Origin of the sequence: Bacillus cereus group sp. MS39, from assembly GCF_040448665.1 — a bacterium.
Lineage (GTDB): Bacteria > Bacillota > Bacilli > Bacillales > Bacillaceae_G > Bacillus_A > Bacillus_A wiedmannii.
The window spans coordinates 364,401-390,726 of the sequence record NZ_CP123058.1 but is presented as its reverse complement, the minus strand read 5'-3'; the positions used below and the strand labels follow the sequence as shown (position 1 = coordinate 390,726).

The window sequence follows — 26,326 nt, the reverse complement described above, 5'->3', positions numbered from 1 at the left end:
TGTTTCTATTTCATAGTGAGTGTTTTGTCATACTGTCTTTTTTCGAAGCACCGAGAAAAGAGCCACGCACAAAACCAAAACAATTCCAGTAAAAGTAAATAAATATGCTAACGGAATTAAGAAAAATGGCTCCACTAAAGTTCCATCTGGTTTCACTTCAGAACCAATTATATTAAACATGATGATGCATAACACTCCCAAAAATATTGGACTAGAAGCTAGTAAGTATTTTTTCTTCATCTTATATTCTCCTCTATTCGTATAATCTTTTGATTAGTTAACATCATATTACTCAAAATAACATTAATGGTCAATAATTATTTATCGTAAAACAATAAATGATTATTGACCAAAACGAAAAAAGGTTTGTTAAGGCACCTTAAATTGCCTTACAAACCTTTTCAAAAACAAATATTTACACTTCAAATCTCTTACTTACTACAACATAAATCGCACACAATAGCACGAATATCCCAGCATAGATCAACAAAATTTCTACACTAAACATATCAGCCAATGGGCCAAATATGATCATTCCTAAAGGAAGCGCGCATGAATTAGCGATTTGTACAACACTAAACATCCGCCCGTGCATAGAAGGTTCTACTTTCTCCTGCAATAATACGGTAACTGGTGTATTGAAGCACGGCATTGTTATACCAATTAAAAAATTAAATACTAAATACATAATAAATATTGGTGCAATCCCTATTCCAATCATAAGCAGTCCATACAACGCACAAGCTAGCGCTGTTGTATGCATACGATTACGGAAACCACCCCATGCCGCAATTAATACGCCACCAGCTGCTGCCCCCGCGCTAAAAGTCATCTCACTAGCAGTAAGTCTCCACATTTCTGCACCGAAAGAACGAGTTACCATTAAAGGTGTTAAAAAAGCAGCTGGACTTATTAGAATCATGACCATAATTAATAAAACAAGTAGCCTTTTAATAAATTTATTTTCTTTTAAATAAGCAAATCCTTCTTTAATGCCTTGTAGATTAGATTTTTGCGTACTCTCTACATTCACATATCTCTCCACTTGAATGATAAACATAATACTAATTCCAATCATAGCCGTAATAACATCAATAAAAAATGTTGTTTCAATGCTAGCAATAGAAAGAATTGCAGCACTTGCTGCTGGAGAAAGAAACATAATTAAAGATGTAATACTGCTATTTATCCCATTTACTTTCATAAGATAATCTTTCGGAACGATTTGCGGGATTAACGCATTCACAGCTGGCGTTTGTACCCCTGTCCCAGCTGAACGAATGAGTAGTACGATAAAAAGTAACCAAATACTTTTATATCCTGTAAAAAATAAAACTGCCAAAACTAACGTAGCAATTGCTATAACCCCGTCCGATAACATAATCATCTTTTTACGGTCATAACGATCAATCCAAACACCTGCAAACAAAGATATCGCAATTTGTGGTAGGAAACCACAAACGGTTGAAATGGTCAACATTAACCCTGACGATGTTGTTAAGGTGATATACCATATAATCGCGTATTGCACGAGAGAGGAACCGAACAACGAAATAGTTTGAGCGGTCAAAAATATAATAATTTTCTTTTTCCAATCATTGCTACTCATATGTTTCACACCCCCTTAACTAATCCTGTCTCTATATTAAAAATACTATCTGCCCAATCAAGATAAAAACTTGCTTCGTGAGATACGAGTATAACGCTCCCCTTAAACTGTATTAACGCCTTTTGCAAAGCTTCCTTCGCTTCTGCATCTAGGTGATTTGTCGGTTCATCTAAGATTAAGAAATTACAAGGTGCTAATAATAATCCGCATAATTTAACCTTTGATTGTTCACCACCACTCAACGTACGAATTTCTTGTGAAACATGAGTATCCTTCACACCACATGCAGCTAAATGATGACGTATTTCCTTCGTATTCAGTTTTGGAAATCGTTCCGCAATAATTTGAAGCGGCGTTAAAGAATCATTACTCCAATTTAAATCTTGCTCATAATATCCCATCTTTATTTGCTCTGAAAAATGAAATTCTCCAGAAATACTAGAAATAATACCCATGATTGTTTTTAATAAAGTAGATTTCCCTACTCCATTGAACCCTGTAATAACAATTTTTTGCCCACCCATTACTGAAAAATTCAATTTTGGTAAAAGAGCAAAATCGTAACCAACTTCAAGGTTATTTACTTCAAGAACTGTCTGAACAGAAATAGGAAGTTCCTGAAAATGAATAGACGGTTTATGAGTAAAACTTGGCGGCGCAATTCTTTCCATACGCTGCAACTGCTTTCTACGTCCTTGTGCTATTTTGGAATTCACTCCAGCAATGTTTCTACGAATATACTCTTCCGTTTTTTCAATTTTCTTTTGCTGTGCATCATATTGGCGAATATAATCTTTTCGTAAATGCTCCTTTTGTCTTACAAAATCTGAGTATTTGCCGTAATACTTCTTCACCGTTCCAAACTCTACATCACATATGCAAGAAGTTACTTTTTCTAGAAAATCAAAATCATGTGATACTACAATAAACGCCCCTTCAAAATTCATTAAATAATTAGCAAGCCATTCAACATGCTCTTTATCAAGAAAGTTTGTCGGTTCATCTAGTAATAAAATATTAGGCTCTTCTAATAAAAGCTTTGCTAAAATCACCTTTGCCCGTTGTCCTCCGCTTAATTCACCAATAACACAATCCATCCCAATAGCGTCAATACCTAAACCGGCTGCCACCTTATTTATTACGCTGTCTACTGAATAAAAATCACGAGCCTCAAGCTGCTCTTGTATTTCAGCTGCTTTCAATAGTTGATTCTCATCTCCAGTCATCGCACTTTCTTCATATAACGTATTCATTCTCTTTTCCATTTCAAACAAATCATAAAAGGCTCGCTTTACATATTGTGCAATGGTATAGCTCCCATCAATTTCTGCATATTGATCAAGATGTCCAATTTGAATATTAGGTTGCCACTTAATGCTCCCCTTATCAGAAATAATTTCCCCCACCAATATTTTCATTAATGTGCTTTTTCCTGCACCATTCTGCCCAACAATCCCCATATGTTCTCCTTTATGCAAATCAAAAGAAGCATTTTCGTATAATGCTTTATCTATAAAACTATGTGATAAACTTTCAACTTTAAGTAAACTCATTTTTATTCCTCTTTTCCTGAAATTAAAAAAAGCAGAGAGATAGCGTCATTCGACACTAGCCCTCTGCTTCGTGGTTTTTCCCATACTACTCCAATTTACAGTAAAAGCTCATTGGAATAATATACACAAAGGGCCATAGACAAAGCATTGTCTATGGCCCTTAATCTATTTTATACATCAGCTGAAAAACCATAACGAAACAAGCATAGGTAAACTATACTTTTTTCGAAAAGTTATTCAGCCGATGAATATAGGGGATTTATGCCCCTTGATTAAGCTCCGTACAACGCTTCACCGTATACATTTGTGCGGAGCAAAGTTTTCTAATGAGTTTTACAAATTTTATATAAAGCATGTTCTGCACCTTCCTTAATACTTAAAAGGGATTTTAGCATACAGTTTTACGAAGCGTCAACATTACTTCCAAATCATTCAACTACTTGCTTTCAAAATATTCCTTCTGAAACATGCACATTCTTATCGCATTATGATAGTTACCATCCACGAAAAACTCGTCGAGAAGTTCACCTTCTACCATAAATCCAACCTTTTTATAAACATGTACTGCTTTTTCATTTTCCTTATCCACCACTAAATAAAGTTTATGCATATTTAATACAGAAAAAGCGTAATCCATCGCTAAACGCGTCGCTTCCGCTGCATAACCATGTCCTTGATAATTCGGATCAATAATAATTTGGAATTCAGTTCTTCGATGAATATAATCGATTTCCACTAACTCGACTAATCCAACCATCTCATTATCTTTCTCCAGGATAAAACGGCGTTCACTTTGATCATGGATATGTTTATCATATAAATCCTGTAGTTCTACAAAAGCTTCATACGGCTCTTCAAACCAATACGACATAATATGTGCATTATTATTAAGTTCGTGTACAAACTTTAAATCTTCCCGTTCTAAAGGACGTAACTTCAATTCCTGACTCATTGCTATAACCTCCAAGTAAAAGAAACCTCTTCACTTAATTTCTCAATTTTTTTCAATTTCAAACGCCCTATTTTCATTGTAAACTTTCAAGTAACTTGAAGGTCAAGACATAAAAAGTAGTGCAAGCTACGCCTGCACTACTACTCTTTTCTCAAATCTCTCATATTCGATATGTATAAAGCAATAACTAAAACAAGAATGGATCCCGCATATAATAACGTCTCCATCGGTTTCTCATGAGATACGATAATTAATCGAATTAATGCCGTAATTCCAATATAAATAAAATAACGTAACGGGAAATGATAATTCGATTTGAAATACTTAATAATTAATGCGATAAACTCAAAGTATAAGAAGTAGACAATGATGCTTTCAACTAATTTATAGGACGTATACTTCTTCGCTGAAAATATGTATTGAATAAATGTGATTGTCTCGTTAATTAAAAAGATCGATAAGACAATGGACAATATAATTAGAGCTATATTTAATATCCACTGTAAAACACTCGCGATAAAATGATCGATATTAAATGATTTCATTTTCACATTAAACTCCCCTTCGTATAAGTACGTATTTATTATAGCAAAATTATGATTGGAGGTGTGTTAAATCATAGGTTCGTCCTTTGTTGTTGCCGGTGTAGGGAAGATTTAGTGTGTGGAGAATTCTGTTTACAATCATACCCGATGAAACATGGAGAAACTCTTTCAAATTACCGTTCGTACATGTCGTACTAATGAGCAATGCATAATCTCGTATAGCATCCTCATGTGCCACTTTTGAAAAATCTTTACAACTTGTACAACGCCAGCCTTTCTTCACTTTAACCATTGGAATAACTAAGCATTTCTCACATTGTACTCCATTTAGCAACTCCTCTTTTTCTATTTTATATTGCTCAAGTATATTTTGTTGAAGTGGAGAATGCTCCATTATTATTTGATGAATGAGCCTATCTACATTATCTATAACTTTTCTCTTATATTTACTTTCAAACCACTTTATTTTATGAGGTAAATTTGCACTGTGAATAATTGTATGAAGAAGATTGTCATCTGAAGATTTTATAATGGTACGAGGCGAGCTAATAACAACGAGGGACTCAATTGGACAACTAGAAGAAAATCCATGTAAGCTTAACCATTTCTTAAGTTGTATTTCTTGCCTTTTTATTTGTAAAACCGGATCTGGGAATCCCTCTGAATTTCCTTCTGTTATTCGGATAAGTTGATTGAACTTTGCATCAAACAGTAATGTACCTGCTATATTTTTTATCTCAAGAAAAAGAAGAAATTTTGTGGAAAGGATAATAGTATCAATTTGAAAGTATTGATCATGATTAGATAAGCGAACATCATGTAAAATACTATACTCTTTCTCAGAAATAAAACTAAGTGGATAATCAATCGCTTGCTCCCCTTTATACCCCGCCATGTGTTTTGCCAAGTTTTCTCCAATTAAATTTCGTTTCGGATGATGTACAGGTAACCTTCTAAGAAGTGCTTCTAACTGTCTTATATAAATCGGCATTTTTCGTTCTTTCACAATCACCTCAAACACCCCTTTACAAATATATCAACGATTTTTTCAATATATCTATCATAACTCGCAATATATCAACGATTTTTCCAATATATCTATCACAACTCACAATATATCAACGATTTTTTCAATATATCGATTAGTCGACAATATTCTACACTACCTCACTCCAATCACCCACAGCATATCCTAAAAAAACACCATCAGCAAAAACTTAAAATCGCATTTCCTCATAACAAAAAACCATAACCCCGCACCTCCAGCAAAGTTATGGTTTTTATCCTACAATGTCACTCTACCTATACGTTTGCCGTGAATTCCACAAAATTCATCTGTACTTATACCAATTTTTACACAATGAAACTATATACGCGAAAATCGTTTCATGACATTATTACTTCCACATAGTTGCAATTTATATAATAACGGTACAGTACAAATAACGTACTGAATCAATAAGTATGGGGGAATAACGATGAACGAAGCGTTACTATTAGTAGACATACAAAATGATTACTTTGAAGGCGGCAATATGGAATTATATCAACCTGAAAAAGCCGTACAAAAAGCCAAGGAAGTATTGAAAGTATTTCGTGAAAAACATAAAACAGTCATTCATGTACAACATATTGCGAACAATGAAGGAGCTACTTTCCTCTTACCTGAAACAGTAGGTGTTCAAATTCATGATGATGTACAACCGATTGCTAACGAAAGAGTCATACAAAAACATCACCCTAACAGTTTTTTAAGAACCAATTTATTAGAAACATTAAAAGCAGAAAAAATAGATCAACTAGTCATTTGCGGTATGATGACTCATGTATGTATTGATGCAACCGTACGCGCTGCCAGTGATTTAGAATTTCAATGTATTGTAATTGAAGATGCTTGTACAACAAAAGATTTAGAATTCCAAGGAAATCTAATCCCCGCAGTACACGCTCATCAATCGTTCATGAGTTCATTAGAGTTTGGTGATATTTATGCAAAAATCATGTCGGCAAACTGTTTTATAAACAAGAGCAAATAAAGAATTACAGTTCCATAGAAAAAAAGAAAGAATGAATATCTTATTCTTTCTTTTTTTCGATTGTCTTGATGACAGTATTTATACGATAATCACCATAATGTAAAACATCTGCAAGAGTCTCTTCTAATTGCTGATGCGAAGATGTATGAAGAATCATGATATAACACCCATTACCACTTATACGATACATTTCAGTAATTAAGTCCGTTTTTTCGAAAAAGGTTTGAATTTGATTATGATAATGTGGTGCATGCAGAAATAGTGTAACAAACGTCATAATAGATCCTTCCAGCTTAGCCCTGTCGATATCTATCGTATATTTTTGAATGACACCTGCCTCTTCTAATTTATTAATTCGTTTCCCAACAGCCTGACCCGTCAAATGTACTATCTCTCCAATTTCCTTCCAGTTCATTCTAGCGTTTTCTTGTAGTAACTTTATAATTTTAAAATCTGTTGAATCAAACATGGACATCCCCTTCCTATAGGAATCACCTTCTATACGATCATCATTTCCCCCAAAATCTTTACAATACAATCGATTAACTCTATTAAGAATTACATTACTGTTAACGGCTTTCCTTCTTCTTTACAATGTATTTTATTAATTACTCGTAGGCACTACAGCAAGCTAGCGACTTTTTTATGAATATGAAAATTTTTTAGGAATTAGTTTATCTTTTTTTAATGATTTATTTAGAGGGAGTTTATAGTCGGGTATTAATATAAGAAACGTAGCAACTAAGTTCATCTATTCACTTTGAGTCTTTTCATATATAACGCACTGCTACTATAATCGCTAACCGTACTACTTAAAATCATAAAATAAGGAGACGATAAAACATGAACAAAAAAACGAAAGCACTATCATCTATATTGCTCGGATTCACACTAGCACTAACAGGATGTGCTGGTACTACAGCTGCAGAAAATCATAATAAACCGAAACAAGAACAAGCTGCCAAAGAAACAAAAAAGGAAAATAAGTTAACGAAAGGCCAAAAAATGGCTAACATTCTTAGCAATACAAATTGGCAAGGTACACGAGTATATGACAAAGATAAAAATGATGTAACAAAAGAAAATGCAAACTTCATTGGCCTTGCGAAATATGATGCAAAGTCAGGAAGATATGAATTCTTTGATGCTAAAACAGGTGCAAGTCGTGGCGATAAAGGAACTTTCTTTATCACAAATGATGGGAAAAAGAGAATATTAATTTCAGAATCAATGAAATATCAAGCTGTTGTTGATATGACAAAACTAAATAAAAATGTATTTACTTATAAACGAATGGGGAAAGACGCTAACGGTAACGATGTAGAAGTTTTTGTTGAACATGTTCCATATAAAGAAAAAGAACTTTCTTTCACTGATCCGGACAAGCAGCTGAACACGACTACAGGCGATATCGTTAAAAACGTTGATGGAGATAAAATTTTAGGTGGAACCTTTTGGCACGGAACAAAGGTATTAGATGAAGCTGGTAACGATGTAACACAGTTTAATTCGAATTTTATAAGTCTAGCAAAATTTGATGACAAATCTAATAAATATGAGTTCTTCAATAGCGAAACAGGTCAAAGCCGCGGTGATTATGGCTACTTCGATATTGTACACGAAAATAAAATAAGAGCCCATGTTTCAATTGGAAATAATAAATACGGTGCTGCTCTTGAACTTACCGAACTGAATAAGAATAAATTTACGTATAAAAGAACTGGTAAAGACCAAGCTGGTAAGGATATAACTATATTCGTTGAACATGAACCTTATAAAGGTGATATAAAACCACAATTTAGCTTTTAAAAACGTTTGATTAAAGATCCTGTACTGAGTTGCAGGATCTTTCTTATTAAGCAAGAGAACGAAAAGACGAAAAACATGTAGCTTTTCGTCTTCACAATATTCCCACCTTATAATTGATGATTTACAAAACCTAAAAACATACCGATACAAAATAAAATAAATCCTTGCTAAAGACATGATAACGATACCCGCTATTGATAGAATTGTAGTTACTTCAGTCATTTATAACAATACTCCTCTTCTATATTGATTTTATATCTCTGCAAACCATCTGCATAAGTGTTACAGTCCAATATTCATACATATCATTATGATCGTAGCAATCCAGCTTTGTGCCACATCATTTGTACAATTCATTCTTCACTCCTAAAAAAGGACAGAACCAGACGGTTCGGTCCTTTTTGTTTTATAATAATCTCTCTTATTTTTCTACAATACCTTTTTCTTATAAATCTTACGCTAACACAGCTCTTAATTAACTTATCCTGAAATATTATGAATTTGCGTTCAACTTATCTAAAACACTTTTATCTATTTTTGCTTGATTCACTTTAGCTATTTTAGAAACAATCCCACGGCGATCTTCCCAATCAATCAAATAATATTGATTTTTTTCCAATTTATTTTGTACGGAAATTTTCAGTTCTCTTTCTTTCCCTTTTTTATCGTACACCTTCTCATCGTAAGCATGATACGTAAGAACTTCTCCATTACTCAATTTTTCGTTTTCTACTGTAGAATCCGTCATTACTTTTACATAATATTGTTTAGTTGAATAATATCCATTCCCTGACTTCATATAGTAGAAAGCACCTCCTACTATAGCTAATAACACAAAAATTCTCATGATCCATTTCATATGATAATACCTAACCTTTCTATTCTACTTGTAAGATTTATACCCATTAAAATATAAATCTTCCTTACCTTAAGTATGCTTTAACCATAAAGATGGTACAATCCAGCGTCCTTACACTCACATTACATTTTTGTAATTCTATCATTTTACAAAAGTTTTTTAAGTTGGCCGCAAACAAAAGAACATAAACTTTTTAAAGTTTTATTCCTTCAATTGCCGCACTTTTAGCAACACTTGTCCAAGTAATAGGAATTTCATTTCAATCCATTTTACGTGAAGAAGTAAATCGACGCCGATTAACTATATAAGGAATTACATTATTAATCAGTTTTGGAAAGAATAAAGTGAAACTTTAATCAGTGGGGGTTTTGTTCATCCCCCACCTAACTTCTTTGCTTTCGCTGAATTTTGAGGTGGGGGTCTTACTGCCCGTTAATGCGGGATAAAATTTGTGACTAAGTAAAAAAGCGCCCTACTTATAGGGCGCTTTTTTATACTTAATGATTAATACTAGCTGTTGGGTATAATGTTGTTCCTCCAATTGAAACTTTTATTTCATTTGTTAATGGAACATTTTGTTCATTAATAATTGTTCTCCACCATTCCCATGCAAGACCTGTACATTCTCTTGCTACGACCTTTATATTTTTTGAATTTGGTGGAAGAGGGATAACTGTAGAGTAATGAGCCGTTTTGTCTTTTCCGCTACCATCCCATGTTTTATGTGTTAGTACTTCGTTACCCTTTTGGTCAAATGTAAATTCATCCCAAGATACATCAAATTGAGCAACGTAAGCACCGTAATGATCAAGTGTCATTTTAGCACTTGAATATTCTGTAGTTGTCGTCTCAATATAATCTGTATTGTTATGAACAGCAGCAGTTGCATTATCTTTTAAGAAAGTACTTGTATATGAAATTGGGTATGCTGGATTTTTAAGACTTAATTCAGCATTATCTTTAATGATATTTCGGATTTCATTGAAATCTTTAGTAACAACCTTGTTATGCTCTTTCGCATCTCCGCCTAATACTACAGCAGTAAAGGTACTTTCTTCAAAAATATCTTTGTACTGTCCACTCGTTTCGACGCTGTTATTCTTAAGTAGGGCTTTAAATGCAGCTTGTACATCTTTGCTCTTAGATGTTGTTTCTAATTTTACATAAACAGTTCTACCATAAGCTACATTTGAGACCATAACAGGTGGAGCCGAATTACTTACACCTTTACGAGTTAACTCACCAAAAGTAACACTATTATCAAAAAGATCGGATGGATTGTTAGGTAGTTCAGCACTTACGGTATAAAATATTTGCTTATATGCCGCTACCATCACTTTTTTCTCTCCATTTGCAACCGCATTAAAATCAATGTTTAGACTGTTATCAAGATATTTAGCGTTAACGTTAAGAGCACTTGCGATTTGTGATTTACTATAAACCATAGATTCCGTATACTGCATTCTTGCAGGTAACGTATGTGTTTTAGAATACTTTTCATTCCAAGTAGATACTAAATCGTCTACTGCTCCAGCTACATTACCATATGTCGGATTTTGGACAGTAATTGTATTTTCTTTTCTCATGCCAGGTAAGTCTATACTAATATTCAAAGGCTTTCTCTTCGCCACTAATAAACTAGGTTGATTGTCTGCAAAAGCTTTATTTGCAAGTTGTACCGCTCCTGGATACGTGCGATTCACTACAGAATCAATAATTGAAATATCGACTGGTGACGTTGTAAGTGATTTTTTCTCGCGTTCCACTACTACAAATTTACCATTTGAATTGATACTTTCTTTCGGAACAAAACTCTCTACTTTATCACCATTTACAGCTAAAACCTCTTGATTATTATATTTAAGATTTGCTATACCAGTATCAATGCCACTAGCATTTTTGGTTACATCAGTTGCATTACTGGCTTGTGTTTCTGCGAAGGAAATAGATGAATAATTAATAGTGCATAGACTAACTAATAAACATGCAAGGAACTTTCTTCTTTTAGTGTTTTTCTTAATATTCAGAAAAATCACCCCGTTCTTTTTTTAGTAAGATATGATAATGATTGATAAATGATAGCTAACTAATACACTTACATAAATGCTTTTAAAAGTTCTTGAATTAACGGGATTACGCCACCTACAAATTTCAAAACTGCCATTGCGATTTCCATATTATTTCCTCCTTTTTTATTGCTACGAAAATGTGATTTATCTTTATGCCCTCATTATAGTGACCCCTTACACTTTTATCAATACACTCTTATATGCAATATTACATATAAAAAAACCAAGCTGAATTCTTTTAAAAAGTTATACAGAGATATTTTTTTCGCTTGGTAGATACTTGAAAAGGTGAAGCATTCTTTTGCATTTTATGAGTAATCACATAAAAAAAGCTGCTGCCTATAAACTACAGACAGCAACTTCAACTAGAGTAACTTGCATAATCTACACAAGCTACAGTATTTTTTTACATTTTATAACTAATAAACAGCGATTGGACCATAAGGACCATTGATAATTTCTATTTTTGTTTCAAAAATATCTGTCAAAATTGTTGGGTCCATAACCTCTTCTACTGTTCCAAAAGCAGCAATTTGTCCATCTTTCATAGCACAAATTTTGTCAGAATATTTAGCTGCAAAATTTATGTCATGCATAACCGTCAAAATTGTTCTTCCAAATTCATTAGCCGCACGTCTCAAATGCTCCATCATTTGAACAGAACGAGCAACATCAAGGTTGTTCAGAGGCTCGTCCAACAGTACATATTCAGTCTCTTGGCACAATACCATCGCTACATATGCCCTTTGTCTTTGACCACCAGAAAGCTCATCTAAATATCTATTCTCTAAATTAGTTAAATCTAAGAAATCGATATATTTAGAAATGATAACCTCATCTTCTTTCGTTAATCTTCCCTTTGAATAAGGAAAGCGCCCAAATCCAACTAATTGTCTAACAGTAAGCCTAGTTACAAAATGATTTTCTTGTCGCAATATAGTCAAAACTTTTGCTAAGTCTTTTGATTTGGATTCAGAAACATCCATATTTGCTACTTGAATTTGACCTTCATCCATATCTAAAAGTCTTCCAATCATCAAAAGTGTCGTGGACTTTCCAGCGCCATTTGGTCCAATTAAAGAAGTAAAGCCTGCTTTTGGTATTTCAATATCCAAAGGTCCTATTTTTACCTTATCAGTATAGAACTTTTTAACATTATCAATTTTTATCATAAAGCCCTCTTCCTTAAAACTATAGTTAAGAATATGATTCCACCAAATAATTCAATAATAACTGAAACTACACCTTGAGCATGGAATACATGATACATTAAAAAGTATGCACTCGTCATTATTAAAAATCCTATAGCAAAAGCCATTGGAAAAATATATCTATGATCATAAGTTGACGCCGCCTGATAACTCAAAGTCGCTACTAAAAAGCCGTAGAAAGTAAGTGGCCCAATTAGAGCTGTTGAAATGGACATCAAAATAGCAACTAATACAAGCGTATAAATTACACTAGGTTGATATTTAACCCCAAAGGAAGTAGCAACATCCTTTCCTAGTGATAAAATATTCAACTTCTTAGAATGAGCAAAAATTAATACCGCTACAATTATAATCATAGGAATTACAACAGGAAAATATGCAGGATCTGCATGATTAACAGAACCAAATAATTTCGCTTGTAAAATATCAAACTCTGAAGGCGCAAGTAGCTTTCTCATAAAAGTTGATACAGAATTCAGTCCAGTACCAATAATAATCCCAACTAAAAGCATAAGTTGTAAATTCCCGTATTTACCGGAAAGTAACCATCCATAAAGTATCAAACTCATCAAGACCATAGCAACAACTTGGAATAAAAATGATCCAATTCCATTAAAGTTTATTAATGCACTAGCACCAAAGAAAAATATTGTACTCGTATGAATTGCTGAATAAAGTGATTCGAAACCTAAAAGCGAAGGAGTAATAATCTTATTGTTCGTAATAGATTGGAAAGCAACTGTCGACAAGCTATGGCAAACTGCAGCAATAATCATCGCAACAATAGCTATTATCCTTCTCTTAACAACTGGGATAAAAGAAGGTGAATCTATCGGAACTGGATTGTTATAAACTAAAAGTCCATATGAAGAAAGGAGACCTAAAGCAATCAATGTTATCAGTACAATCCAATAACGTCTTGCTTCCTTCTTAGAACGAAAAGCACTAGCTGATCTACTTTCATTATGAAGGCTAGAATCGATTTCGACATTTTCTTTATTTTTATAGTCTAATGTGATCATCGTAGCCTCCTTGGTTTTCTTTTTCTCAATAAAATAGTAATAAACACGACTGCTCCCACTGATGCAAGTATTAAAGAAACAGGTAATTCAAAAGGCTTTATAATTGTTCGAGAAATGATGTCACAGGCAGTGATTGTCCCCATTCCGATTACACACACCCAAGGTAAATTACTCCTAAGATCATCCCCTCTAAACATGGAAACAATGTTTGGAACAATTAACCCCAAGAAAGGTAAGTTTCCAATAACAGCTGCAACAATTCCAACTGCAACAGAGATAAGGCCCGTCCCAAAAAGAACAATTCTATTGTAATTAACGCCAAGGCTTGTTGCGACATCTTCTCCTAGTCCAGCTAAAGTCAATCTATTAGCATACATAAAAATAAGCAAAGTAACGATAACAATTAGCCATAAATATTCATATCTTCCCACCTGAATGTTAGCAAATGAACCTACAAACCAAGTTTCAATACTTTGCGTCATTTGAAAAAGGAGTCCCAAAAAAGTAGACACTGCAGAAATAACTGCTCCAAGCATCAATCCAATAATAGGGACAATTAAAGACGAACGAAGTTTAACTCTTCTTAAAAACAGAAAGAAAATCATAGTTCCTATAAAAGAAAAAATGATTGCACCAGTCATTCTTTGAACTAAAGTCGGGGCAGGAAATAATAAATAGACAAAAAGCAGGCCTAAGCCTGACCATTCAATCGTCCCCGTTGTAGTAGGTTCAACAAAACGATTCTGTGTAATTAATTGCATTACGAGCCCTGCCATCGCCATTGCAGCTCCAGTAAGCATTAATGCAACTGTTCTCGGAACACGAGTGATGAAAAACATCTCCATTCCGTCCTCTTGTCCACGTATATCATAAACTCCAGTAAACAGTGATATAATCCCTAAAATTATAACAACTATAATCGCTATTATAAAAGGTTTTGTCCATATTTTATTGTGATTATAAAACTGGGGTTGAGAAATATTCTCAACCCTAGAAATCATATTTTTTGACACTGTTTCGTACTCCTTTACACTACTTAGCTAAAGTTTTTGCGATATTTCCAAATAACTCTATATAAGTCTCAATTGATTCATTTGTGTAAGTATCTGCTGGTGCATAAATAACTTGTTTTTTAGAAACAGCAGTTGTGTTTTGAAGAGCAGGTGATTTAGAAATAACATCTTGAGCAGGAGCTGAAGTAGCAGCATCAGATGTTGCAGCATCACGATCTAATACGAAAAGCCAATCAGGATTTGTTTGTGCAATAGCTTCAACAGAAACGTCATCACCTTTATGACCTGCAGTAGAATTAGACACTTCTAGTGCTGGAGTCCAACCGAAAATTTCATACATTGGTCCCCAAACGCGACCAGAGTGAGGCGCAGCAAAACCAATATTCCCACCAGTAACGATAACACTCATAACTTTATCTTTTCCGTTATAAGCAGATTTTGCATTTTCAATAGATTTATCAAAATCAGCTACTAATTTTTTAGCCTCTTTATCTTTATCAAAGATTTTTCCTAAAGAAATTGTAGAATCTTTAAGTCCTTTTACTAAGTTTTCTCCAGGCTTAGTAGCTTTCTCAGAAACATCAACATTAAGATCAATAACAGCTGCATTTGGCACTAATTTTTTGATCTCTTCGTAATGACCAGCAAATCTTTGACCAACGATTACAAGTTCAGGGTTTGCTGCTGCAATAATTTCAAGATTTGGTTCGCGGTGATTCCCGATATTTTGAACTTTTTCATCCTTTTTATATGCTGAATCTGCAGGCATGATATCCTTTGGAGCGGCCGCTAATTTAATTCCCCAATCAGCTAAAGTTTCAAACGTTCTATTATCTAAAGCAACTACATTCTTTGGATTTACAGGAACAGTAACCTTTCCATGTGCATCAGTGATTTCAACCGTTTTTGGCTTATCACTACCATTATCTTTAGTAGCCTTCGAAGTTTCTTTACCTGAATCTGAGCAAGCTACTAACATTAAAGTGAAAATTGCTAGAATACTTACTAATTTTAAAAGCATAGTTTTTTTCATACGTATACTCCTTATAATGTAATTTAGTTCGAAAATGATAAAGTCCATAGATTGAATTAGATAGTAACTGCTATTCACCTAAATCAATATTGATAATCATTTTCATTTAAACATCCTGTTAATTAGTATAGTCATTAATTCTGTGAAAATCTTGTGAATGGTGTGAGTTAATAAAATTAAACATAAATTAGATACAACCTTATCTAATGCGCACCAGAGTCAGCCCCCACACGTGCTAATCAATAGATTGAGCACCTTATAAACCATGATTTCTACTGCAAAAAAAATGCCCATTTCCTGATAGCAATCTTCTTTTTATAGTTTCCTTCTTTTCATATTTCACAGAAACTATTTTATCATTCAACCATTGAATAGCCTCTGCCATGTATCGTTTGAATATATCTGTCTTTCTTCTCGCACTTTAACTTTTTTCTTACATACCCAATATATAAGTCTACTACATTTGGATTTACTACTACGTTATATCCCCAAACTTGATTCAAAAGCATTTCACGGCTCAATATTGTATTTTTATTCTTAATTAAAAATACAAGTAAATCGTACTCACGCTTCGTAAGCGAGAGATTTTTACCACCTTTTTTTACAATATTACTAGATGCATCAACAAAGAGATCTTTAAACTGAAAAAAGTTTGTCTCATTTTGCTGATTATAGTCAGTTCTCCTTAAAATAGCTTGAACCCTTGCTACTAATTCTTCTTTCACAAATGGTTTTCTAATATAATCATCTGCTCCTGCTTGTAGCCCTGCTATGCAATCCTTACTAGAAATATTGTCGGTCACAATAATGATCGGTGTAGTTTTAACAAGTCGTATTTGTCTACAAATTTCTGGCCCCGATATACTTAATGAATCCCAATCCAATATGATAATATCCCAATCTTGTTCATATACTATATTTAAACCTTCGTTTTCATTGTGAAGTTTTAAAATGAAATAGCCCAATTGCGTTAGACCGCTTACGATTTTCTTCGCAAAAGACCGTTCATTCTTAATTACTAACACCTGCCTCACCGATGGTTCACCTCTACTTCAATATAACTTAGTTAGATAAAAAATTATCTCAAAAAAAATAATGTGAGATTTATAAATATTAAACTCCTAAAAAAAGCCATTATAACAGCTTATTAGGGGAACTCTATATAATCTTACAATAGATATGGAGACGAATACAAAAGATATGAAGATTTAAATAAATATTATTTAATCATTAAGGTGCAGCTATAGTATCTACCTGATTATCATCAATAACTATTTCTTCATTTTTTGTTTCAGGGATACTGCCCCATCCCCATAACGAGATTTTTATCTTCTACAGTTATTTATGAGAGTACAGCCGAGATACGTATAATTTTAAGTATTAGTCTTGCTTTTATTTTATCTATTTACAATAAAGTTTCTCTCTTGATCTATATGGGTTAACACTAATCACACAATTAAAAACACTTTGTTTTAAACGTCTTTATTGTAAATTAAACAACTTTATTATTTGTATACACCATTACCAGAAAAACTCCCTAAAAAGTAGAAAAACAAATAACCAGTTCCTTAACATACAAGAAATCGATTATTTTGTATCTAAACGTACAATTTTCTTTTTTTGATATGATGAGCCCTAATGATATTGCCCAATCCGGTGTAAACTCCTCAATAACAATGGATCTTTTCATATTTCTAATGCACCTTATGTATTTTACGCTTAAACATAATATTAAAATTAGATGAGCGAAGCCACGTCAAGTGAATAGAATTCACTCTTTAAGAATACATAAAATATATACACACAAGTTTAGCCTACTCATTAGTGAACATAGGATTCTATAAATTTTGGAGGGAGAGGTATGCCAAAAAAGGTTCTCCTGTTTACAGATTTGGGAATTGATGATGCGTTTGCTATACTGTACACCTTTTTTCGTAAAGACATTCAACTTGTAGGAATTGTAGCCGATTATGGAAATGTATCAAGAGAAAATGTAATAAGAAATATTAACTATTTGAAGTACATTGCGGGGAGAGAAGAGATACCTGTATTCCTTGGTGCTTCTGTGCCGTTGACAGGTATATTGATTCAGTATTTCCCTGAGGTACACGGAAAAGTCGGATTAGGTCCTATTATTCCCCCTGAAATTCCATATCCAATTTACCCCTTAAATGATATTTATCAAATTATAGAATCAAATTTAGAAGATCTTACAATTATCAATTTAGGAAGACTTTCTTCGCTAGCCACGACTTTTGTATTGAATTTAGAAACAATGCGAAACGTAAGAGAATGCATTTGCATGGGGGGAGCTTTTTTCTATCCAGGTAACGTAACTGCTGTGGCTGAAGCTAACTTTTACGCAGACCCTTATGCAGCAAATTTAATTCTGCAGCATGCGAAGAACTTGACAATTATTCCTTTAAATGTGACACAACATGCGATTGTTACACCTGAAATGGTCCAGCAAATTGATACATTTCATCGGAATACACAAGATCTTGCAGGACTCATCATCAAGCCCATGCTAGACTATTATTATAATTTCTACTCCAAGTCTAATCCTGGTATAAGTGGAAGTCCTATGCATGATTTTGTAACAGTGTGGTATTTGCTAAATCAAGAGGCTGTTAGCCTTTCAAGAGTACCCATTAAAATAATTCCTGATCAAGGAGAAGGATTCGGTCAAAGCATTGCAGATTTTCGCTTTGTTGCTAATCCAGGCTATAAAATGCATAATGTAGCTTTTCAGTTTGATTATGAAAGATTCAAAAAGGATATTATGGAGACGTTCTTAAAGAAGAGAGTATAACATGCTTTATTAATTTCAGATAATAAGAATCACGCGAATAAAAATTCACTTTACTTAATGTACAGAAATTCGAATTTTTTAGGTTAAAATTCGCCTAGTAGGGCCCCCCCACATGCCCATCGAACCAAAAAGATTATTTATTAGTTTTGGGGTATTTGCTTTTCCTATCTTGATTGTAATATGGTCCTTAAAATGTAACAAGAAGCGTAAAATGGCTATTCTACGCTTCTTGTTACATTTTATTTTCGGAAGTATAAGTTTGCCACAAACAAAAAGAACCATAACCTTGCCAATCCGGCAAAATTATGGTTCCTATCATACAATGTCACTTTACTTATAAGTTGGCCGCAGTTGGAAGCATAAGTTGACCAAAACGGCCATCTTATGCTTCTTGTTACATACAAAATGTAATTTGAATCATAAGTCCGCCACAATTTGAAACATAATATTTCCATAAAGCTTAGTTTTTAGAGAACATTCTTGTTACATTTGAAGCATAACATTGCCATAAATCTTTTATTAACCTATAAGCTCGCCTCAAGGATTAAGATATTAGAAGTCCATCTCCAACCTTTAAAATCAAAAAAGACCAAATTCTGATAAAGAACTTGATCCTATCATTTATTTTTATTAACCAAATTAACTGAATTTTAGTTGGGTATTTTTTATTTTAGGGAATTTTTATTTTGTTAGCTTGATAGCAATGTGGCACCTTACAGGGAAGTGGTAAAATATATGGGGAACAACGTAAAAGAGGTGAAGGGTTGATGGAAGAAATACGAGATATAAAGGTAGCGAGAAAAAGTACTTTAAGGCGGGTTCTGTTTGTGATTGTGTGCCTAATTATTTGGGTGTTTATTAGGATGTTTCTTATTGATAATGAGGAGAAATGGGTTTTACAGCATTATGAAGAACATACGCGTGTGTTCTATGAAGTAAAGAGTTATGAAAATCTTGAGGTATTACATAATGTAAATCCGGTAACTGTGATGCCAGACATTCAAATGATATGGGAGAACTATAGCAACCTTCAATCTGTGTATCGTATGAAAATAGAGTATCTCGACAAGGAAGGGCAAGTGCGTACGATTGAGCAGGCAATTCCTGTCGCGTACACCGACTTGGTCGATAAACCTATGTTACAGATAACACTGGTGAAAGATTATAAGAATTTAAGGTACATAGATAAAGAGATAAATCCAGGTCTTTATGTGCCGACTAATATGGACGCTGAAATAAGACAACAAAAAAGTTATTCAAATTAAATAAATAACTGAATAATAATTAGGGGTCATCATCATACATACCCATCATTATAAGAAATTAGTTATTCCCTATAATGTTTTTCTAAAAACAAAAAGAACCATAACCTTGCCCAAACGGCAAAGTTATGGTTCAAATCACACAAAATAAAAAAACCACCAAATATGTATTGGTGGAGACGGTGGGAGTCGAACCCACGTCCAAAAATATCGGCACTTAAGCTTCTACGAGTGTAGTCGATATATTAGTATTTCGCGAACTCTTCGGCCTATCGACAGGCTTCCAAGTTGCTAGTCTGATTGTTCTCTTCCTTCGCCCTCAGACGGCGAACTCCGGCGTAGTCCACTTAGTTTGAGTCCCTTACCCTACCACATGGACGATGGAGGGAGGAACCTTTAGTGCAATTAAGCAGCTAAAGAAAGATTGTTTTGTTTGCCAATTATAGGCTTTGACGTTTTAACGAGGCCGATCCCCTCGACTCGCAACCTAAGCTCGAACTATCCCTGTCGAATCCGTAACGTCCCCATGATAAAAATGGAGCATACGAAGAAATATCGTGATAGCTACTAAGAGCTGTTTTTCAATGTGCAACAATCTTACATAAGTTATTATAACATACGCGCGTCGTTTTACAAATGTAAATATCTGTATTACATCTTTTGACGATCACGGAACGCGCGTGCAATTTCACGTTTTGCTTCTTTTTCTTTTAAATCGTTACGCTTATCATATTGCTTTTTACCTTTTGCTAAACCAAGTGCCATTTTCGCGAATCCATTTTTTAAATAAATTCTAACTGGAACTAATGCATAGCCTGTTTCTTTTGAAGCACCCGTTAACTTTTCAATCTCTTTTTTATGAAGAAGTAACTTTCTCGTGCGAAGCGGATCGTGGTTGAAACGATTCCCTTGCTCGTACGTACTAATATGCATATTATGTACCCATACTTCACCATTATGTACACGTGCAAACGCATCTTTCAAGTTCACGCGTCCAGCGCGAATCGACTTAATTTCAGTTCCTTGAAGGACAAGCCCTGCCTCGTATGTTTCTTCGATGAAATAATCATGAAATGCTTTTTTATTTTGTGCAATAACCTTACCTGAACCTTTTGGCATATAACGTCCCTCCTCTATTTTTACTATTGTAACAAATGTTATAAAAAAGCGAAAGTGGCTCGCTCAGAATGTGAGGTGGATGGAGCTTCTGACCTTGAGGCGCTCTTTGCCTCTCGGAAAGAAGCGAAGCCGCCGAACATTCTAGCCACTGTAGCTGGATTCCATTAAAAAGCGAAAGTGGCTCGCTCTCAAGCCACCAATAAAAAAGAAAAGGCCCCGCTTTTCATTAAAGCGAAGCCACTCTTTTCTTACTTGCGCTTTTTCTTTTTCTTCTTGAATCCTGGTACATTTTCAAAGAAGCCTTTTTTCTTCTTACCATTACCGTTACCATCTTTTTTTCCTGGCTGACTAGCGGCTGTGGATGCTGATGCTGATCCTTTTCCTTTTCCTTGTCCACCACGATCAAACTTTCTTCCTGTGCCGCGCTCGCCACCGCGCTCATTACTACGTTCGCTACGTCCACCGCGTTTCTTTCTGCCTGTTCTTGGCTGTTCGATAACGACGGGACGATCTTTGAACTTACGACGAGGCGTACCTTTCATGCCAACGATTTCAAAGTCGATTGCACGCTCGTCTTTGTTTACGTTAATAACACGAATTGTAATTTCGTCTCCGATGCGGAATACGTTACCTGTACGTTCTCCGATCATTGCGAAATGTTTCTCGTCATAACGGTAGTAATCATCCGTTAAGTAGCTAACGTGTACAAGACCTTCAATTGTATTTGGAAGCTCTACGAATAAACCGAAGTTTGTTACAGAGCTAATCATACCATCATACTCTTCGCCGATTTTATCAACCATATACTCTGCTTTTTTCATTTCGTCTGTTTCACGTTCTGCTTCAACAGCACGGCGTTCCATATTAGAAGAATGCTCTGCAATTTCAGGTAAGTTTTCACGCCATTTCGCTTGTGTTTCATTGTCGACTTTACCGTTAATGATGTATTCACGAATTAATCTATGAACGATTGTATCTGGGTAACGACGAATTGGTGATGTGAAATGTGTGTAGAACTCAGTTGATAAACCGAAATGCCCTAAGCTATCCGCATCGTAACGCGCTTGCTTCATTGAACGAAGCATTACTGTTGAAATAACTACTTCTTCAGGCTGTCCTTGAACCATTTCAAGAATTTGTTGCAGCGCACGAGGATGTATTTCATTCGCACGTCCTTTTACTGCATATCCGAAGTTTGTTACAAACTCGAAGAAACGTTCCAGCTTATCTTCTTTCGGATCCTCATGGACACGGTACATGAATGGTACGTTCATCCAGTGGAAATGCTCTGCTACTGTTTCGTTCGCAACAAGCATAAATTCTTCAATTAACTTCTCTGATACAGAACGATCACGCATGACAACATCTGTCGGTTTACCTTCTTCGTCTACTAATACTTTTGCTTCTTTAAAGTCAAAGTCAATTGCACCACGGCGCATACGTTTTTCACGTAAAATCTGTGCCAATTGACCCATCTCTTTAAACATCGGTACTAGCGGCTCATAGCGTTTGATTAACTCTTCGTCCTCATCTTCTAAAATGCTTCTTACGTCAGCATACGTCATACGCTCTGTCGTTTTAATCACACTTTGGAAAATCTCATGCTTTACAACATCACCTAAGTTGTTGATTTCCATTTCACAAGATAACGTCAGACGGTCTACTTTCGGGTTTAACGAACAAATACCGTTAGATAGACGATGCGGAATCATCGGAATTACACGGTCAACAAGATATACACTCGTTGCTCTTTCCGCTGCTTCTACATCAATTGGAGAACCTTCTTGAACGTAATGACTTACATCCGCAATATGAACGCCAAGCTTGTAGTTACCGTTCTCGAGCTTCGTTACTGTAACAGCGTCATCTAAATCTTTCGCATCTGCACCGTCAATTGTTACAATCATTTGGTCACGCAGGTCACGGCGATCTTTTAAATCTTCTTCTGAAATCGTTTCTGGTACACTGTTTGCATGCTCCATCACTTCTTCAGGGAATGCTAAAGGTAGATGATGTTTATGGATAACTGATAAAATATCTACTCCTGGATCATTTTTATGACCTAGAATTTGAATAACTTCACCTTCTGCACTTAAACGATTCTCTGGATAGCTCGTAATTTTCACAACTACTTTATGGCCTTCTACAGCACCCATTGATGCACTTTTCAAGATAAAGATATCACTCGTCCAGCGCTTATTGTCAGGTATAACAAATCCAAAGTTTTTCGATTCTGTATATGTACCAACTAGTTCTTTTGTGCCGCGCTCTAAAATACGTACAATTGAACCTTCTTGGCGTGATCCACTTGATTGTGCGCTAACACGCGCTAATACTGTATCACCATGAAGTGCACCGTTTAACTCTGTAGGCGGGATGAAAAGATCATCATCTCCGGTTTTCTTCTCTTCTGGTACAACGAATGCAAAGCCACGTGCATGTCCAATTAATTTACCGCGTACTAAACTCATCTTTTCAGGAAGACCGTAACGGTTACTACGCGTGCGAATAACAAGTCCCTTCTCTTCCATCGTTACAAGTGCCTTTACAAAATCTTTAAAGCCCTCAGAACCTTCAATTCCAAATGCCTCTTCTAACTCTTGTATTGTTAACGGTTTATACGCTTCTTCTCTCATAAATAATAACAACTTATCAATATTTTCTTGTATGATTTCTTCCAAGCAGAAATACCTCCTTTAAACCCTTATATTATTTAGTGTATCCGAAAGACTGGGGATGTATAAAGCGAAACTTTAATACTCCCCTAATGATTTTTACAGTTTTCACAAAAAATTCCTTATGAAAAAAAGAGGCAACTAGATCTTACCAATCTAGTTGCTCCAAGAAGTTATATACATCCTCATGTAGCTCGTCACGTTGCTTATCAAGTGTAATGACATGCGTAGAGTCTTCATACCATTTAATGTCTTTTAACGTAGATTCTACACCGTTATAAATAATGTTAGCACTATCTGTATTAATCATTTCATCATGACGCGCTTGTACAACAAATGTTGGGGCATAAATCATATCCACATTGTTACGTACGTCAGCAATTAGCTCTTGTAGTGCTTTTAATGTATTCATCGGTGTCTTTTGGAATTCCAACATTTCTTGTTCAATTTGCTCTGGTGATTTTTGCTCACGTTTTTTATATTCGCGGGCATATGCCAATATACCTTGGTACATCGTTTCTTCACTCTTAATATACATTGGTGCACACATTGGTACTACACCTAAAACCGGTACTGTATAACCTAATTTTAAAGAAAATACGCCGCCAAGTGATAATCCAGCAACAGCAATTTTCTCAAAGCCTTTATCTTTTAAAAGCTGATATGCTTCCATTACGTCTTGCCACCAATCTTCAGGACCTGTATGAACAAGCTCTTCTGGTGGTACACCGTGCCCTTTAAAAATTGGCGCATGACAAGTGTAGCCTTTCTTCTCTAAGAAACGCCCTAACATACGTACATCAGCTGAGTTTCCTGTGAAACCATGTAGTAATAAAACAGCGCGGTCTCCACCCTCAAATGTAAATGGTTTCGGAGATGCTAATTTCATCATGTACTTCTCCTCTTTCTCTTCTGTAATCTAGTCGTATTCTTTCTATATCTAGTGTACCATATTTATATTTCTATAATCTAATTAGAAACATCTTTCAAATGGCAAAATAAAAAAGAAGAACCATTAGTACATCTTACTAACGCTTCTTCTTTCAATTCTATAAATTTAAGTACGTAACAGCAATTGTTAATACGAAGAATAGAACAGCTAAAACAATTGTAATACGGTTTAATACCGCTTCAATTCCACGTGCTTTTTGCTTACCAAATAATTGCTCTGCACCGCCTGAAATTGCACCTGAAAGGCCTGAGCTATTACTAGACTGCATAAGTACCATAACAATCATTAAAATCGATACAATAATAAGTAAAACGGATAATAACGTATGCACTTGGCGTACCTCCTACAAAGATTCAGTTATTTTAACTGTAGCATAAATTCTATAGAAAAGCGAGAGCTATAGAGTCGCTCTCGCTTTTCTTCTATTACATAAACATCATTGCAAATAACGGCCCGAGCAAACATGTCAAAATTGCTGTTAATGTCATTGTTACCGATCCAATAACACCTTCATGTTCATTATTTTTCATCGCTCTCATTACACCCATAATATGAGAAGCACATCCAAATCCGATACCTTTACCAACTGAGTTTGTAACGCGGCTCCATTTTAATAAAAGTGGGCCGGTAATCGTTCCAGTAATACCTGCGATAACAACGAAAGCTGCTGTTAATGACGGTACACCACCAACTTGCTCTGAAACACTCATCGCAACTGGCATTGTCACCGATTTTGGTAAAGAAGATAAAATTAAGCTTTTATCTGTTCCCATAAGTGATGCAATGGCAAAATCACTTGCGATTGCAACTGTTGTCCCTACTAATACGCCACCAGCAATCGGTACAACATATTTTTGCAGAACGTGACGTTGTTTATAAAGAGGAATTGCAAATGCTACAACACCGGGTCCGAGCAGTTTTGCAATCCAGCCACCACCGCTTTCCATATAATGTTGATATGGTATATCAAGCATGATAAATAAGAAAGCCATTAATCCTGTTGCTACAAGCATTGGAATGGTGAATGGTGTTGGAAATAATTTATAGATTTTTTTAGATAATTGGTATAATAGCACCGTAAAAAGAACCCAACCGATTCCGATTAATATTTGGCTCATCGCGACTCTCTTTCCTTTCTATTCGCAAGATATTGTCCTGTATGTCCTGCGACAATAATAATTAAAAATGTACTCGCTACAATTGTAATGAAAAGAGAAATTCCTTTACTCATAAAAAAAGCACCGTAATTCATTAGGCCAAGCGTTGGCGGAATTAATAAAAACGGCATAATAGCAACGAGTGTTTCTGCTCCTAAATCGAACCATTTCACTGGAAGGACTTTTAGGCTAAGTAAAACAAGTAAGAGAAACATTCCAATCAAACTTCCTGGAATCGGAATATTTAACACTTCTTGTACCCAAGTTCCAACCATATAAAAGACGTAAAGAGCAGCAATTTGGACAAGAATCTTTGTAAATTTCATGTTCATCATCCCTCATGTTTATACGATCTTCTCTTAATATCTTTATCATAGTATAAATTGTAAAAAGCTGCAATTTATCAACTTGACAGCAAAAACAGCTTATGTTAGACGCTTACAACCTTGATATGACTGGATTTTCGCATAGAAATTAAGTCAAAAACCTTGACCTAATACAAAAAGTTTTTATTTTCTGAATTTATAACGTTGTTATTTCAATAAAATAATCTTTTTATCCTTAAGCTTACATATATATAAAGTGAAACTTTCATTAGTGGTGGTTTTCTTCATCCCCACAATCGGACTTTTACGGGA

General features: G+C 34.8%; 24 protein-coding genes and 1 other RNA gene. 4 read left to right on the top strand and 21 right to left on the bottom strand.

Translation table 11 applies throughout. The annotated features are described in order from the left end of the window. Positions 1–27: 27 nt before the first annotated feature. From QEP67_RS01865 to QEP67_RS01840, 6 genes are all read right to left on the bottom strand, one after another. Positions 28–240, bottom strand: a complete 213-nt coding sequence (locus QEP67_RS01865; protein WP_016085623.1) for a DUF3955 domain-containing protein — start codon at positions 238–240, stop codon at positions 28–30. Between the two features lie 175 nt (positions 241–415). Further along, positions 416–1,609, bottom strand: coding sequence for an MFS transporter (locus QEP67_RS01860; protein ID WP_048566647.1), 1,194 nt, complete (start codon positions 1,607–1,609; stop codon positions 416–418). A gap of 5 nt (positions 1,610–1,614) precedes the next feature. After that, positions 1,615–3,162, bottom strand: a complete 1,548-nt coding sequence (locus tag QEP67_RS01855) for an ABC-F family ATP-binding cassette domain-containing protein (protein ID WP_048566648.1) — start codon at positions 3,160–3,162, stop codon at positions 1,615–1,617. Between the two features lie 436 nt (positions 3,163–3,598). After that, on the bottom strand, positions 3,599–4,114 hold the full coding sequence (speG, locus tag QEP67_RS01850) for a spermidine N1-acetyltransferase (RefSeq protein ID WP_016085620.1): 516 nt from the start codon (positions 4,112–4,114) through the stop codon (positions 3,599–3,601). Positions 4,115–4,254: 140 nt separating this feature from the next. After that, positions 4,255–4,659 (bottom strand): phosphate-starvation-inducible protein PsiE, encoded by a 405-nt coding sequence (psiE, locus tag QEP67_RS01845; RefSeq protein WP_016085619.1) that lies wholly within the window; start codon positions 4,657–4,659, stop codon positions 4,255–4,257. Positions 4,660–4,708: 49 nt separating this feature from the next. Beyond that, positions 4,709–5,665, bottom strand: coding sequence for a nuclease-related domain-containing protein (locus QEP67_RS01840; protein ID WP_016085618.1), 957 nt, complete (start codon positions 5,663–5,665; stop codon positions 4,709–4,711). 472 nt (positions 5,666–6,137) lie between these two features. On the opposite strand from QEP67_RS01840, the gene QEP67_RS01835 reads away from it, so the two are divergent. Continuing rightward, positions 6,138–6,695 (top strand): cysteine hydrolase family protein, encoded by a 558-nt coding sequence (locus QEP67_RS01835; RefSeq protein WP_064449609.1) that lies wholly within the window; start codon positions 6,138–6,140, stop codon positions 6,693–6,695. A 40-nt stretch (positions 6,696–6,735) separates the two neighbouring features. On the opposite strand, the gene QEP67_RS01830 is transcribed toward QEP67_RS01835, so the two are convergent. Then, complete coding sequence (locus tag QEP67_RS01830; RefSeq protein WP_064449623.1) at positions 6,736–7,170, bottom strand: Lrp/AsnC family transcriptional regulator; 435 nt, start codon at positions 7,168–7,170, stop codon at positions 6,736–6,738. Positions 7,171–7,538: 368 nt separating this feature from the next. Here QEP67_RS01830 and QEP67_RS01825 point away from each other — a divergent pair, with 368 nt between their 5' ends. Then, positions 7,539–8,504 carry a DUF4822 domain-containing protein gene (locus QEP67_RS01825; RefSeq protein WP_064473128.1) on the top strand — a complete coding sequence of 322 codons (966 nt, stop codon included), beginning with the start codon at positions 7,539–7,541 and terminating at the stop codon, positions 8,502–8,504. A 493-nt stretch (positions 8,505–8,997) separates the two neighbouring features. Here QEP67_RS01825 and QEP67_RS01820 read toward each other — a convergent pair whose 3' ends face one another. From QEP67_RS01820 to QEP67_RS01790, 7 genes are all read right to left on the bottom strand, one after another. Beyond that, a complete protein-coding gene (locus QEP67_RS01820; protein ID WP_002108988.1) occupies positions 8,998–9,363 on the bottom strand; it encodes a YxeA family protein in 366 nt (121 codons plus the stop codon). A gap of 497 nt (positions 9,364–9,860) precedes the next feature. Further along, a complete protein-coding gene (gene alo, locus QEP67_RS01815; RefSeq protein ID WP_000576724.1) occupies positions 9,861–11,399 on the bottom strand; it encodes an anthrolysin O/cereolysin O family cholesterol-dependent cytolysin Alo in 1,539 nt (512 codons plus the stop codon). A gap of 452 nt (positions 11,400–11,851) precedes the next feature. Continuing rightward, the gene (locus QEP67_RS01810) at positions 11,852–12,604 is read right to left on the bottom strand and encodes an ATP-binding cassette domain-containing protein (protein ID WP_016085615.1); all 753 of its coding nucleotides are present in this window, start codon (positions 12,602–12,604) and stop codon (positions 11,852–11,854) included. Further along, positions 12,601–13,665 (bottom strand): iron chelate uptake ABC transporter family permease subunit, encoded by a 1,065-nt coding sequence (locus QEP67_RS01805; RefSeq protein WP_000631118.1) that lies wholly within the window; start codon positions 13,663–13,665, stop codon positions 12,601–12,603. Before QEP67_RS01805 ends, QEP67_RS01810 begins: the two co-directional genes overlap by 4 nt. Next, positions 13,662–14,678 carry an iron chelate uptake ABC transporter family permease subunit gene (locus tag QEP67_RS01800; RefSeq protein ID WP_000042057.1) on the bottom strand — a complete coding sequence of 339 codons (1,017 nt, stop codon included), beginning with the start codon at positions 14,676–14,678 and terminating at the stop codon, positions 13,662–13,664. Before QEP67_RS01800 ends, QEP67_RS01805 begins: the two co-directional genes overlap by 4 nt. Positions 14,679–14,697: 19 nt before the next feature. Next, entirely contained in the window at positions 14,698–15,711 is a 1,014-nt protein-coding gene (locus QEP67_RS01795) for a siderophore ABC transporter substrate-binding protein (protein WP_000753434.1), read from the bottom strand. A 356-nt stretch (positions 15,712–16,067) separates the two neighbouring features. Continuing rightward, positions 16,068–16,745 (bottom strand): response regulator transcription factor, encoded by a 678-nt coding sequence (locus tag QEP67_RS01790; protein WP_048566656.1) that lies wholly within the window; start codon positions 16,743–16,745, stop codon positions 16,068–16,070. Positions 16,746–17,572: 827 nt separating this feature from the next. Between QEP67_RS01790 and QEP67_RS01785 the strand changes: the two genes are divergently transcribed. Next, a complete protein-coding gene (locus QEP67_RS01785; RefSeq protein WP_001125076.1) occupies positions 17,573–18,523 on the top strand; it encodes a nucleoside hydrolase in 951 nt (316 codons plus the stop codon). A gap of 767 nt (positions 18,524–19,290) precedes the next feature. After that, on the top strand, positions 19,291–19,788 hold the full coding sequence (locus QEP67_RS01780; RefSeq protein WP_000391330.1) for a hypothetical protein: 498 nt from the start codon (positions 19,291–19,293) through the stop codon (positions 19,786–19,788). 168 nt (positions 19,789–19,956) lie between these two features. Here QEP67_RS01780 and ssrA read toward each other — a convergent pair. The 7 genes from ssrA to QEP67_RS01745 form a co-directional block, all read right to left on the bottom strand. Beyond that, positions 19,957–20,311, bottom strand: a transfer-messenger RNA (tmRNA) gene (gene ssrA, locus QEP67_RS01775). 125 nt (positions 20,312–20,436) lie between these two features. Then, entirely contained in the window at positions 20,437–20,904 is a 468-nt protein-coding gene (gene smpB, locus QEP67_RS01770; protein ID WP_001123908.1) for an SsrA-binding protein, read from the bottom strand. A 248-nt stretch (positions 20,905–21,152) separates the two neighbouring features. After that, the gene (gene rnr, locus QEP67_RS01765) at positions 21,153–23,585 is read right to left on the bottom strand and encodes a ribonuclease R (protein WP_000391121.1); all 2,433 of its coding nucleotides are present in this window, start codon (positions 23,583–23,585) and stop codon (positions 21,153–21,155) included. A gap of 142 nt (positions 23,586–23,727) precedes the next feature. Then, positions 23,728–24,468, bottom strand: coding sequence for a carboxylesterase (estA, locus tag QEP67_RS01760; protein WP_000761971.1), 741 nt, complete (start codon positions 24,466–24,468; stop codon positions 23,728–23,730). A gap of 160 nt (positions 24,469–24,628) precedes the next feature. After that, a complete protein-coding gene (secG, locus tag QEP67_RS01755; protein WP_000557263.1) occupies positions 24,629–24,862 on the bottom strand; it encodes a preprotein translocase subunit SecG in 234 nt (77 codons plus the stop codon). A gap of 94 nt (positions 24,863–24,956) precedes the next feature. Further along, positions 24,957–25,649, bottom strand: coding sequence for an LrgB family protein (locus tag QEP67_RS01750; RefSeq protein ID WP_000078299.1), 693 nt, complete (start codon positions 25,647–25,649; stop codon positions 24,957–24,959). Continuing rightward, positions 25,646–26,014 carry a CidA/LrgA family holin-like protein gene (locus QEP67_RS01745; RefSeq protein ID WP_000673225.1) on the bottom strand — a complete coding sequence of 123 codons (369 nt, stop codon included), beginning with the start codon at positions 26,012–26,014 and terminating at the stop codon, positions 25,646–25,648. Before QEP67_RS01745 ends, QEP67_RS01750 begins: the two co-directional genes overlap by 4 nt. Between the last annotated feature and the right edge of the window lie 312 nt (positions 26,015–26,326).

Excerpts from the sequence above, each read along its gene's own strand:
- QEP67_RS01865 (WP_016085623.1), bottom strand. The coding sequence starts at position 240 with ATGAAGAAAAAATACTTACTAGCTTCTAGTCCAATATTTTTGGGAGTG.
- QEP67_RS01860 (WP_048566647.1), bottom strand. The coding sequence starts at position 1,609 with ATGAGTAGCAATGATTGGAAAAAGAAAATTATTATATTTTTGACCGCT.
- QEP67_RS01855 (WP_048566648.1), bottom strand. The coding sequence starts at position 3,162 with ATGAGTTTACTTAAAGTTGAAAGTTTATCACATAGTTTTATAGATAAA.
- speG (WP_016085620.1), bottom strand. The coding sequence starts at position 4,114 with ATGAGTCAGGAATTGAAGTTACGTCCTTTAGAACGGGAAGATTTAAAG.
- psiE (WP_016085619.1), bottom strand. The coding sequence starts at position 4,659 with ATGAAATCATTTAATATCGATCATTTTATCGCGAGTGTTTTACAGTGG.
- QEP67_RS01835 (WP_064449609.1), top strand. The coding sequence starts at position 6,138 with ATGAACGAAGCGTTACTATTAGTAGACATACAAAATGATTACTTTGAA.
- QEP67_RS01830 (WP_064449623.1), bottom strand. The coding sequence starts at position 7,170 with ATGTCCATGTTTGATTCAACAGATTTTAAAATTATAAAGTTACTACAA.
- QEP67_RS01825 (WP_064473128.1), top strand. The coding sequence starts at position 7,539 with ATGAACAAAAAAACGAAAGCACTATCATCTATATTGCTCGGATTCACA.
- QEP67_RS01820 (WP_002108988.1), bottom strand. The coding sequence starts at position 9,363 with ATGAAATGGATCATGAGAATTTTTGTGTTATTAGCTATAGTAGGAGGT.
- QEP67_RS01810 (WP_016085615.1), bottom strand. The coding sequence starts at position 12,604 with ATGATAAAAATTGATAATGTTAAAAAGTTCTATACTGATAAGGTAAAA.
- QEP67_RS01805 (WP_000631118.1), bottom strand. The coding sequence starts at position 13,665 with ATGATCACATTAGACTATAAAAATAAAGAAAATGTCGAAATCGATTCT.
- QEP67_RS01795 (WP_000753434.1), bottom strand. The coding sequence starts at position 15,711 with ATGAAAAAAACTATGCTTTTAAAATTAGTAAGTATTCTAGCAATTTTC.
- QEP67_RS01785 (WP_001125076.1), top strand. The coding sequence starts at position 17,573 with ATGCCAAAAAAGGTTCTCCTGTTTACAGATTTGGGAATTGATGATGCG.
- QEP67_RS01780 (WP_000391330.1), top strand. The coding sequence starts at position 19,291 with ATGGAAGAAATACGAGATATAAAGGTAGCGAGAAAAAGTACTTTAAGG.
- smpB (WP_001123908.1), bottom strand. The coding sequence starts at position 20,904 with ATGCCAAAAGGTTCAGGTAAGGTTATTGCACAAAATAAAAAAGCATTT.
- estA (WP_000761971.1), bottom strand. The coding sequence starts at position 24,468 with ATGAAATTAGCATCTCCGAAACCATTTACATTTGAGGGTGGAGACCGC.
- QEP67_RS01750 (WP_000078299.1), bottom strand. The coding sequence starts at position 25,649 with ATGAGCCAAATATTAATCGGAATCGGTTGGGTTCTTTTTACGGTGCTA.
- QEP67_RS01745 (WP_000673225.1), bottom strand. The coding sequence starts at position 26,014 with ATGAAATTTACAAAGATTCTTGTCCAAATTGCTGCTCTTTACGTCTTT.